This is a genomic window from Enterococcus avium ATCC 14025, from assembly GCF_000406965.1.
In the GTDB taxonomy this organism is placed as follows: Bacteria; Bacillota; Bacilli; order Lactobacillales; family Enterococcaceae; genus Enterococcus_A; species Enterococcus_A avium.
In genome coordinates, this window is sequence record NZ_KE136357.1 from 795158 (window position 1) to 806801 (window position 11644).

Here is an 11644-nt window from a genome sequence, read left to right on the forward strand (position 1 = left end):
AATCCACAAAAAAACAAGATTGTATTACACAATCTTGTTAACGAGAGACTTTTTGAATCTCAATCAATTGAATGTCCTGCGGAAAAAGCTCTAGCTCGATTTTTAACTGATGGTTTCTAGACTGCCCTTCCCTTATTTCCAGCTGCGGCTCACAACGATGCTTCAAGTAAGTGATCATCTCATCATCTAACCGATCAGAGCTACTGATCTGATTAATTTCCTCCAGAATATTGCCGGTCTTTTGACCTATACGATAATACTTGATACGATAGTGACTTTCTTCTTCCTTCAAATCTTTCAACAGCACCTGTTTCGTCTGAACATTTCCAGAAGCAAATAGGGCAGCTGCATTTCTCCTAGTAAAGACACTGCTATGGTCATAATAATAAGTAGAATTTAGATGACTATAAGAATAGCACAAAATTTGTATCTTGTTCGGATCATCCTTCGTAATCAATAGATCCTCTGATTGATACACGACCTGATTACCTAACCGATTTAAGAAACGGTAGGCATAGTAGCCAATCTTCGGTATACCGCTTTTAGAAATCAAACCAGAACCGCCAAAAATCTCTTTATTGGCCGTATCAAAGGTCGTCACCGATAAATCCGTCAGCTGCCAGTAGCCGATCAAATCACAATAAGGCATCGCCCCTAAAGCATTTTTCAAGATATAGCTGCCCTTGAAGGCCGTATCGTTGATAATATCGCGACTTAAAATGGTCACATTAAATTCCGTAATGAATGTTTTTCCCTGATAATTGATTTCCGTCAAAAGTTCTTTGAAATCCTTTATGCGATGAAGCATGTAATCAGAATTCGGTGAAATCGGCTCATGATGCTGCTTTTTCTGGTTCAGCTGCTGCTTTACCGCATCCATTGGATAAATCGACAGACTAAGAAAATCCGGTGCGCCTTTACTCATTGTCCACTGTGTCAGAAACGTGCTTAAATCGCGCGTTTCAATATCTAAGCTTAAGCCACAGCCGCCGATCTGAATCATTGGTACGATTTGTTTTACAGCTTTTTTTATTTTCGAAAAGACATCAATATAGGTCTTTTCTTTAGCTAAATTCAGTTGTACCCCATCCTGATCAATTCGCATCAAATCCTCACAGCCAATTGTCTTCAAAACTAAAGGATTAGGCTTCCAAATCTCGATCATCCAGGTAGAAACTTCCTCTAAACCAAATACATCCACACAATGATGGAAAAAAACTTGGAATCGTTGGATCAAGTCAGATAGCTTATAGGATTTTCGGATAAAAGGATGACTTTTAACAATCTGCGTATGGGATTCATGAATCAGCTTTCCTTTGAAGCCGAGTTCTAAAAATGGTTTGATTCCCGCCTTTAGCATGATTCGTAAAATTTCATCAACTGTGGAAAAATCGTAAGCCTCGCCTACCTGCTCCAGAATTTCTTCGCTTAACAATCCCCATATACGTCCATAATTAAAAGGATTATTTTCCTGCAAATAGTGAATTTGTTCCGCAAATGAAGCATGAGTCAAATCACCAGCGTAGCCAAGATTAATCATATTCTTTTGAAAGTTTTGCTTTGACGACATTTGCATGGAAACTTGAATCGTCTCATCACTAATCTTCGCATCCTTTTCTTTAAAGTAAATTTCCAAATTTCGAAGGTCTTTTTCTTCAAGGCTATTTTGCTTCGAGGAAACCTTAGCCTTCGCTTTTGTTTCCTTACGAAATTCACTCGGCGTCAAACCTTGATACTTCTTAAATAAACGATTAAATGAGTTAATATTCGAAAAGCCCGCTGAAAAGGCTATGTCGGTAATTGATTTCTCCGTTTCCAGCAAATCCTTCCGAACCTTTTCCAACCGTTTACGAATCAGGTATTCATTCATTGGCATCCCGATTTCGTTAGAAAAACTGCGAGACAAATATTGATCGGAAACATACAGCTTATTGGCAATATCGACCAATCGAATATCCTTATCGAAGTTATTATCAATATAAAATTTCAGTTCATAGACTTTTTGCTTCATGCTTCGCTCTTCTTCTATAGTAGAAGGTTTCGTGTATTCCTTTTCCAATATCTGAAGAATATGAAAATACTCCTCAAACACTTCTGAAACTGTATGCTTTTCTTGTAAGACGTATAGCTTTAGCAAGCGTTCAATCGACTGAATGACTTGATTATCTGCTCTTTTATTCTCTGTGACCGAGTTTCCTTCAAACACTTGGTTCTCTTGCTCTTCAAAATAATACTCTAAAACAATCTCAAATGCCCGCGCATTTTTTGTATAAACAGTATGTACCAATGATTTTGACAAAATATAAAAATCATTTTTTTGCAATGAAATGATTGTTCCTTCTTTTTCAATCGTCACTTCACCTGCCAACACATAGATTAAATGGATATTTAAATCAAAATGCTGCATGATTCGATCTTCTGCTAATACATTTATCTCAATATTTTCCCACGGTTCAATCAAACGCATAATGCCCCTCCTTGTATCGCTTTCTAATAAACAATAAATCATTATAGCGCCTTTACTATTTTCGAGAAAGCGTTTTTCTATCCTCATCATACATGAGAACAGTCTGAAGATTCTAGCTTACTTAAAAAATTTACGCCTGGTTCCCCTTTTTTACGCACTTCAAAGCTACTAATACTTTCAGAAGAATTTTAAACAATATTCTTCTTTCACACACTAAAAAATCTGTACTGCTCCTTTTGCCAAAATTACAAGGCCTGTCAGAAACAGTACAGATCGATTACCTATTTTTATAAAAGAACTTATGCATTTGTAGATGGTAAAATTGTTTCTACTTCTGAATGCGGACGTGGGATCACATGAACAGATAATAGTTCACCTACACGCTGAGCCGCTGCTGCTCCTGCATCGGTTGCCGCTTTTACTGCGCCAACATCACCGCGAACCAAAACGGTCACAATCCCGCCTCCTACACGTTCTTTTCCTACTAATGTAACATTGGCTGCCTTCACCATTGCGTCGGCCGCTTCGATTGAACCGATCAATCCTTTTGTTTCGATCATTCCTAATGCATCTGATTTCATTTTTGTATTCCTCCTAAATTAATTTCTGATTTTTATTGTTGTTCCTGGCGTAACACCAAGAGCATTGGCTTCTTCCGTATCAATATGACACTCTAAGCCTGAATTCGCAGTCGCGCGAATTACTACATTGTTTAAGCTTCCGCCGCGTTCACCAGCAAAATCGATCGTCACGACTTGTCCATCAGTCACGCCAAAACGTTCTGCCTCTTCCGGCAGCATATGAATATGACGTTTCGCGATAATTACCCCTTTAGCCATTTCAAATGCGCCATTGGGGCCAATCAATGTTAAGCCAGGTGTACCATTTAAATCACCAGATAACCGTAACGCACCCTTTACTCCAAGTTTGAACGTATCGCTTTGTAAAATTTCTACTTGCGTTTCTGCTCTCACAGGACCTAAAATCCGGACCTTTTCAATTACTCCTTTGGGACCGGCGAGCGTGACACATTCTTTGCAAGCATATTGTCCCGGTTGCGAGAGATCCTTTAGCTTAGTTAATTGATAGTGATTGCCAAACAGCTTCTCTAATGCAGCTTGACTTAAATGGATATGACGATTTGAAATCCCTACTGGAATCGAATCATCATTTGGGACATCTTCAGGATTTAAATGCGCCATAATGGCATTTAAAATCACTTCATAATCTTCCATTCCTACTCCTTCAATTCTTTATTTGCTTCAATTTAAGCATTCATTTGGGTTAAAACTTTCCGCACGACTTCTGCCAACTCTGATAATTCTGCTGCCGAAAAATCCTTCATACTTGAATTGTCCATTTCCCCCTCTGATGGCTGGCTCGCTTCCACTGGCTTTGCGGTCAAACAGGCATCTAGTGGCTCTTCCAGTTCTGGATGAGAAAAACTAGTATCCTCAGCCAATAAAGTCGTCACGTCCTTTAAGCCGTATGCGACTTTTTTAATGTTTAATAAATGCTTCGGACTAACATTTTCAGAAACAGAGCTGCCGCCAAAGGTTCCACAACCTAGCGTGAAGGAAATTGGCAACCCAGTACTAATTCCTGTTCCTCCTTGGCTGCCTCCTGTATTCACTAAAATACGTGAAGCCGGCTTCGCCGCAAATTTCAAAACAATGTCGCGATTATTCGTATGAATACTCATGGTATGTCCGATGCCGTTTTGTAATAATTCGATGCTCAAGTGACAGGCTTCCTCCCAATCCTTGACGGTATAAAAGGCTAAAACAGTCGTCAATTTTTCAAATGACAACGGATTTCCCGCTCCGACACCGTTTTGACGACCAATCAAAACAGTCGTTGAATGTGGAACAGTAAAACCGGCTGCTTCTGCGATCACTTGCGGCTTACGCCCGACAAATTTCGCATTCATCGCATGACCCCCGCCTTTGAAAAGCAGCCCGCAGACTTTTGCGGTCTCCTCTTCAGACATAAAGTAACCACCTTGAGCTTTCAATTCAGCAATAACCTCAGCTTCATTGATCTCTTCACAAATAATCGACTGCTCAGAGGCACAGATCGTTCCATTATCAAAGGTTTTACTTGCAATAATTTGTGAAACAGCCTTTTTGACATCAGCGCTTCTCTCAATATAAGCAGGAGAATTCCCCGCTCCTACACCGATAGCAGGTTTTCCTGAACTATAGGCAGCCTTTACCATTCCCGGCCCGCCAGTAGCGATAATCAAGCTTACTTCATCAGCATGCATTAATTCATTTGTTGACGCCATCGTTGGTGTCGAGACACAGCTAATAATGCCTTTGGGTGCTCCGGCTGCTTCTGCAGCACGACTCATCATGCCCGCAGCCTTCTTCGTACATTCTGCAGCCGCAGGATGCGGAGCAAACACGATAGCATTCCGTGATTTCAATGCCACCATTGCCTTGAAAATAACCGTTGATGTGGGGTTGGTTGAAGGGATAATTCCTAAGACTAGCCCCACTGGCTCCGCCACATCAAGGGTCCCTTTAGTCGTATCTTCAGCGATAATCCCAACGGTTTTTTCATCTTTGATTTCTTCGTATAGCAACGTTCCGGCTGCATGATTCTTGTAAGCCTTATCCGCTACTGTTCCAAAACCAGTCTCCTCCACAGCAGCTTTAGCTAAACAAACAGAAAATTTTTCTGCTGCTTCCTTCATACTTTTTAGAATTGCATCGACTTGCTCTTGACTAAAGGTCGCAAATTCTTGAGCAGCCCTTTCTCCAGCTCGGGCTAAGTCTCGCGCTTCCTGTACGGAACATAAATCTTTGTCAAACTTGTTCATTTTTATGTGACTCCTTTAGCGCTAAAATTTTTAAACAGAATTCTTCTCATCAGTTTGGCGGAAATGCAGCCTCTGAAGACAGTCACTAGCCTTTTTGAAAATGTAAGCTCAATGCAGAAACAAGCTGTTCCTTATTGGCTTTATGCACATCCTTTTTACTGATAGCAAAATTAGTTTGCTTTTTCGCAAGTTTTCGCAGGTCAATAACTTTCATTTCAGTCAATGCTGCTTCCATTTCCGCTATTTTTCCAGTCTTTCCCCATTGTGAAAGGGTAGCCCCTGAAATTATTGGGCTTAATGTGGCTTCTGATTCCTGACTACCTTCAATAATTGTCTCTTCATGATTTTCATTTGAGATTAACACTTCTTCCGCATCCTGAGGTGTCTCCTCAACAATAGATACTGATTCATCACTAGACTCCTGAATCTCTTCCTTTCTTTCAAAAAGGCTTAAGCTTTTATCAGGACGTGGAATAACGTGAGTTGTTACGAGTAAAGTTGCCTCGAGCTTTGTCACAGCGGAAGCCGCAGCATCCACTGCCGTTTTGACTGCTCCCACATCGCCTGAGACCATTACCGTCACTAGTCCACCGCCGACAATTTCTTTTTGCGTTAAGCTCACTTCCGCTGTTTTCAGCATGACATCACTGGCCTCGATCGCAGCCAATAAGCCCTTTGTTTCAACTAATCCTAATGCGTTCATTGTCTACTCCTTCATCGTACACGTTGTCGGCACAATTTTTTTTACAGCAAATCTGACCAGTTCGCTGGATACGTTGCATAAAACAGCCTCACTTTATCATTAGAACCCCAAGTGACTTTGCTGCCTTTTGGTACGAAAACAACATCTCCTGGACATGCTGTAAATTTTTGACCTTCGATCGTAATTTCTAAATTTCCACTAATCACGTAATCAATCTCTTCGTAACTGAGTTCCCAATCAAAACGTGATTGATCAATTTCCAAAAAGCCTGCACTGATTTTCGCCTCTTCTTTACTGATGAGTTCTTGATAAAAAACCTGCGCTTCAGGATTGCCCGTTTCAAAGGGTTTCATTTCCACAGTGTTGCCTTTTACAACTTTTAATCCACTTGCGTGCTTTTCACATTGAAAGGGGTTTGTTTCACCGGCTAAAATCATTTTTAATAGCTGCAACAAGGTCTCCTGATTCAGTTCATCAGGCAAATTGAGCTCTTTTGATTGCGGTTCACAGGATTCGTTTAACGGAACATGCAGTTCTTCGATTAAATCCTGTGCAGCGGGTGTAATGATCGTGTTTTGATTAACACAAAGAGGTACACCCGCTTCATGCGCTTTTGTTACATCCTCCAGACATATTAATTTCTTCATTGCACCTGATCCTCTCTATACAGATTCACAGCCTTCATCGATAATACCGATCACCGCAGCATCGACTGGAATCGCATCATCTTCCAGCATTCTTCTCGCAGCACTGCCGCAAGTAACAATCACTCGATCACCAATCCCTGCACCAATCACATCACAAACGATCATCTGCTCGCCATCACGCGATCCGCCGATGATTTCTGCAATCATTAGCTTCAGGCCGTTCAGTTGCTCTGATTTTCGTGTTGCCCAAATATTATCGATTAATCGTGCTGTTACCATTTTCGTTCCTTCTCTTTTCGTTTGATTTCCTCGATTGCTGCTTCAACAGATGCGGTATCACCAAAAATCGCTAACAAGATCATATTTTGCGGACAACTTCCGCGAATATCCTCCACGGTGACGCCCACTGCCTTTTCTGCAACATCAGCCGCACAGACCATTTCAATCAATTTCCCTTGAACCAATCCTACTGCATCAGGTATCTCCAGTGCTGCTTTAGGACCAGAGCCTTTCCGACGATTTAAGATAGCCAGCGTTCCTTCACCGGGAGATTTAATCATTCGACAATCCATTTGCTGTCCCTCCTTTATTTCACCAAACGTTTTCTTCTTTCTGGCAATAGGTTAAACGCATAAATCGACTACTTTAAGACTTTTAACCTGCTGCCAAAGCTACAAAGCTTCATCTGTACAACTCAACGCGATGCCTAACGGAGTAACAAACATCGGATTCAATGGCTTGTACGTTTTGATTTTGGTTTTTGCTTCAATGATTTTCTCAATCCCTGTTAAACAAGCCGTTCCGCCAACCAAATACAGACCATTGATCTCAAAACCGGCAATTTGTTCGGTAATGATCGTTGCGATTTTTTCTACTACTGGCTTCAAAACAGCAATCAACTCTTGATGATTATCTTGATTTCGTTTATAAAGCTCCGCTTCTGAAAAAGAAACCTTGTATGCACCTGCCGTTACAAGTGTTAAGTGAGTACCGCCAGTCGCCTCATCCACGACTTTTACAACTTCACCATTTTTGATAATGGATATACCTGTCGTTCCGCCACCGATATCGACGACAGCACCGTTTTGAATCGCTAAGACCTGATTGGCCGCAGTAGGTTCATCCAACACATTCGTCAATTCAAAACCGGCTCCTTGAACAACATTCTTGATCGCGCCGCCATCTAACGCATCTGTTCCTGGAGGAATTGCCGCCGCTGCATAAATTAGTTCTGTATCCAGTTTTTCTTCTAATTCAGCCTTCAGCTCTTTCACGATGGTAATCGCACCAATGTAGTCCACGACCATCCCATCTCGCACGACATCTGCATAGCGATAAGCCCCTGCCACTGGTTGATAGTTTTCATCCATTACAGCTAAAACGATACAAGCTGTCCCAAGATCGACACCGGTATAAAATGTACGTGTTGAATTTTTCTTTGGTTTGTTTATCACTGCTTCAAATTCTGCGACTAAGTGGTCACAGGCAGATATATCGGACATAGTCATCACAAGCGATTCCTCCAAGTTTTTAACATTTTAAAGCTTTTCTAGCTGTTCGATTTCTTTTGCAATTAAATAGATCAATTGCTCTAAAGCTGCTTGTTGTTCGAGTGTGACACAGGTTTGAATCGTTTTCGCATAGATGATTGCGCGTCTCAATTTTAAAGCAACCTTACCTCCAGGCTGAAAAATCTGAACCTCGCTGATTTCAGAAAGTTCAATCGGTTGATCTTTTTCATTTTCATTGCAAGGAAGCTCTTCAAGATTTTGCGTTGCAATTGTTTTTACAAGTTGAGTCAAAGCGGTTATTCGTTTACAGCTAGCTGAACAAACATTTCTCGCCTCTAACGCCGCTTCCCACAGTTCGACTTCTAATAACGGAAAAAAAGTCTTATGCTTGGACACTAAAGCCAGATTTTTCATCATTTCATCGGACGACCCTCCAGCAGTATCCGTTTCATCATGCGTTACAATCGGAATCTGATGATCCGTCAAAAACTGTTTCGCTCCAGGAGTCAAACGCTCATTTTTTGTTAACAAAAAACGTTCTATTGATTTCTGACGATTTTTTAACTGTAATTCCTGCTCAGTAATAAAACGCATCAGCACTCACCTCGACAAATTCTGGCGTAAATACCTGCCAGATCCGCCACCGTAACCTGCCGCGGATTGGTTAATGTACATTTGTCCTTCAATGCTGCTTCTGCCATCTCTGGAATTGCAGCGATAAACGCATCTTCATTAATTCCTAGATCTGTTACGAACTTCGGAATATCGAGTTTTCGGGTTAATTTTTGGATACCTGCAATCAAAAGATTGACCGTCGTTCTTTCTGTTGTTGAGCATATTCCCAATAGGTTCGCCGCTTCAGCATACTTACTCAAAGCAGGCAGATCTTGATTGCTTTCAATTCCCGCATTAAAGCTAATAACATGTGGCAATAATATGGCATTAGCTCGACCATGAGGAATATGAAAACGTCCCCCCAGCGCATGAGCCAAGCTGTGGCAAATTCCTAACGAGGCTTCGCTAAAGGCCATTCCCGCTAAACATGAAGCGTTATGAATTCTCTCTCGCCGTTGTGCATCTTCACCATCAGCCACTGCCTTAGCTAGATCCTGCCAAACAATCCTCATCGCTTTTTCCCCACAAGCATCCGTAAAGTCTGTGGCATTTGTTGAAACATATGCCTCTAAGGTGTGAGTCAAAACATCGATACCGGTATCCGCAGTCACACTGCTAGGAACCGTTAGGGTAAAAACTGGATCTAAAATTGCAATATCAGGAATCATCGCATCATCCACCAAAGCATATTTGCCATTAACGGATGGATCGGAAATAACCGCAAAAGATGTGACCTCACTACCAGTACCACTCGTTGTTGGTATACAGATTAATTGCACAGCTGATTCGATCCCTGCCTGTTGATAGATTTGTCGAACCGCTTTTGCCGTATCTAAGGCAGAACCACCACCTAAAGCAATAATTGTATCCGGTTGAAAATCTGCCGCATAGGCAACCCCTTTGGTTACTACTTCAATCGTAGGATCAGGAACGATTTCAGAAAAAATTTGATACGAGCTGTTCGCTTCCGACAAAATGGCTGTGACCTTTTTTACCATTCCGCTTATTACCATGAAAGGGTCACAAATAACTAAGGCCCGTTGGCATCGGCAATCTTTCAGATAAGTTGTGGCGTTGCTGCCGGAATATATTTTTGTTGCCATTTTAAAACTCCCCATTCTCTCGCCCCCTTCCTAAAATTATTTGTTCTATTTGATGCAGCTCTTCTTTTTCCAAGTCAAGAACCAGATCAACCTGCTCAAGTCCACAAGCCAGAAGTTGCGCTTTGGCTTGCTGCAAGGCAGACTCTTCATAAGATTTGTGATAGGTGACGATTCCATAAATAGGAATTCGAAAAACCTTCGCAAAATTTGGCGGATAGCTGTGGCGTTTTGCAATAACTGGCTGTAAAAAGATTCCACAAGACGCCGTTTGCTGTAAAGCAATCACATGCTTATGCATCCAAGGACTTTCCAAATAGCTGTCTGGAACAAGGATTGTCCGTCGATAATACATGATATTGGCGACTTTCTTTAATGGTTGCGCGTTTGTTTTTTCCAGATAATTCGCGATTTTCAGTTTGCCGCTTTCTCTTGGTCCAACCAAAAGGATTCTCACGTTCGAGTCACATCCACTACGCTGAAGTGCAATACCTCTTTAAAAACCCGTAGCACTTCGGTCAAGCTTGTTTCAACACTTTCGACATCTCCTGTAATAACTACCGAACCAGTAAAGCGATCTAGAAATCCAATTTCAACATCTGCTACTTTCGCTGCTGTATCTGCTGCGATCATTGCAGTTTCAAAAGGAGACAAGGTCAAGATACCAATCGCTCCTGCTGCGTCGATTCCTAATGATTGATAAACACTCGCGATGGGTGCTGCTATGACATGCGCCAACGTAATCTGTTTTCCAGGCACAGACTCTTCAATCACTCGCTGAGCTAATAATTCTGACATTGTTCCGCCTCCTTAATGCCGCACCACTCGTACTGGAAAATCATACTCAGCAATCCAAGACTCAATCTGATCCAAATCAGCATCGGATAAGCTCGGATCGCCTTCTACCGGATATTCCATGCCTAATTGTCCGTATTTGTTGACACCCAATTTGTGGTAAGGCAGTAAATCGATCCCTTTAAAATTCGGCAAATCTTTGTACGGTAGCAGGAACTCTACGATTTCTTTGATTTCTTCATGACTGTCATTGATCAGCTTCAGCATCGGCATCCTGATCTGGACCTTATAGCCCCGTACCAACAATTCCTTTAAATTAGCTAGGATTTTCTCATTGCTGATACCGGTTAATTCATTGTGGCGCACAGGGTCCATGTGCTTCATGTCGTATAGAAAGAGATCGATATAATCAGCCATTTCTAGCAGTTTATTCATGTGACTATGGCCGCAGGTTTCAATCGCAGTATTTAATCCATCCGCTTTGCATGCTTTTAAAAGCGCCAATGCTGCTTCAGGCTGCGCGGTACATTCCCCACCGCTAAAGGTTACCCCGCCACCAGACATTTCATAAAAGGCATCATCTTCATGAATCACTTCCATTAATTCTGAGATCGTCATAATGGAACCTGTGATATTGAGTGCTTTCATTGGACAGGCATTTACACATTCTTGACAGCCATTACAGGAAATATCGCGTCGCACCTGATGTTTCCCATGTTCATCAATGTAGTGGATACCTAAAGGACAGGCATCCACACATGCTCCACAATTCGTACAAACACTTTCCTTAAACATGACTTCAAACCGACGCTTGATCCCTTCTGGATTGGCGCACCACTGACAGCGCAATGGACATCCCTTGAAGAAGACGATAGTTCTGATCCCAGGACCGTCATACAGGCTGTATTTTTGTACATTGAAAATCATCGCTTGCCGTTCTATCCGTTCCTCTTTCACATTTACCATCCATTCCAAGCTCCAG

14 protein-coding genes are annotated in these 11644 nt (G+C 41.7%); all 14 read right to left on the minus strand.

Annotated elements, in window-relative coordinates; translation table 11 throughout:
- Positions 1 to 37: 37 nt before the first annotated feature.
- Positions 38 to 2467 (minus strand): GH39 family glycosyl hydrolase, encoded by a 2430-nt coding sequence (locus tag OMU_RS03745; RefSeq protein ID WP_016178629.1) that lies wholly within the window; start codon positions 2465 to 2467, stop codon positions 38 to 40.
- Between the two features lie 299 nt (positions 2468 to 2766).
- The gene (locus OMU_RS03750; RefSeq protein ID WP_016178630.1) at positions 2767 to 3048 is read right to left on the minus strand and encodes a BMC domain-containing protein; all 282 of its coding nucleotides are present in this window, start codon (positions 3046 to 3048) and stop codon (positions 2767 to 2769) included.
- An 18-nt stretch (positions 3049 to 3066) separates the two neighbouring features.
- Entirely contained in the window at positions 3067 to 3702 is a 636-nt protein-coding gene (locus OMU_RS03755; protein WP_016178631.1) for a phosphate propanoyltransferase, read from the minus strand.
- Between the two features lie 32 nt (positions 3703 to 3734).
- Complete coding sequence (locus tag OMU_RS03760) at positions 3735 to 5291, minus strand: acetaldehyde dehydrogenase (acetylating) (protein WP_016178632.1); 1557 nt, start codon at positions 5289 to 5291, stop codon at positions 3735 to 3737.
- Positions 5292 to 5376: 85 nt separating this feature from the next.
- On the minus strand, positions 5377 to 5994 hold the full coding sequence (locus OMU_RS23850) for a BMC domain-containing protein (RefSeq protein WP_016178633.1): 618 nt from the start codon (positions 5992 to 5994) through the stop codon (positions 5377 to 5379).
- A gap of 41 nt (positions 5995 to 6035) precedes the next feature.
- Positions 6036 to 6641 (minus strand): cupin domain-containing protein, encoded by a 606-nt coding sequence (locus tag OMU_RS03770; protein WP_016178634.1) that lies wholly within the window; start codon positions 6639 to 6641, stop codon positions 6036 to 6038.
- Positions 6642 to 6656: 15 nt separating this feature from the next.
- Positions 6657 to 6920: a EutN/CcmL family microcompartment protein gene (locus OMU_RS03775; RefSeq protein ID WP_016178635.1), complete on the minus strand. Its 264-nt coding sequence runs from the start codon at positions 6918 to 6920 to the stop codon at positions 6657 to 6659.
- Positions 6914 to 7213, minus strand: coding sequence for a BMC domain-containing protein (locus tag OMU_RS03780; protein ID WP_016178636.1), 300 nt, complete (start codon positions 7211 to 7213; stop codon positions 6914 to 6916). Before OMU_RS03780 ends, OMU_RS03775 begins: the two co-directional genes overlap by 7 nt.
- 99 nt (positions 7214 to 7312) lie before the next feature.
- Positions 7313 to 8149 (minus strand): ethanolamine utilization protein EutJ, encoded by an 837-nt coding sequence (gene eutJ / locus OMU_RS03785; RefSeq protein ID WP_016178637.1) that lies wholly within the window; start codon positions 8147 to 8149, stop codon positions 7313 to 7315.
- 30 nt (positions 8150 to 8179) lie between these two features.
- On the minus strand, positions 8180 to 8746 hold the full coding sequence (locus OMU_RS03790) for a hypothetical protein (protein ID WP_016178638.1): 567 nt from the start codon (positions 8744 to 8746) through the stop codon (positions 8180 to 8182).
- A complete protein-coding gene (locus tag OMU_RS03795; RefSeq protein ID WP_016178639.1) occupies positions 8746 to 9885 on the minus strand; it encodes a 1-propanol dehydrogenase PduQ in 1140 nt (379 codons plus the stop codon). Before OMU_RS03795 ends, OMU_RS03790 begins: the two co-directional genes overlap by 1 nt.
- Positions 9872 to 10324 carry a EutP/PduV family microcompartment system protein gene (locus OMU_RS03800; protein ID WP_016178640.1) on the minus strand — a complete coding sequence of 151 codons (453 nt, stop codon included), beginning with the start codon at positions 10322 to 10324 and terminating at the stop codon, positions 9872 to 9874. Before OMU_RS03800 ends, OMU_RS03795 begins: the two co-directional genes overlap by 14 nt.
- Complete coding sequence (locus OMU_RS03805) at positions 10321 to 10665, minus strand: BMC domain-containing protein (RefSeq protein WP_016178641.1); 345 nt, start codon at positions 10663 to 10665, stop codon at positions 10321 to 10323. Before OMU_RS03805 ends, OMU_RS03800 begins: the two co-directional genes overlap by 4 nt.
- 12 nt (positions 10666 to 10677) lie before the next feature.
- Entirely contained in the window at positions 10678 to 11628 is a 951-nt protein-coding gene (cutD, locus tag OMU_RS03810; protein WP_016178642.1) for a choline TMA-lyase-activating enzyme, read from the minus strand.
- Between the last annotated feature and the right edge of the window lie 16 nt (positions 11629 to 11644).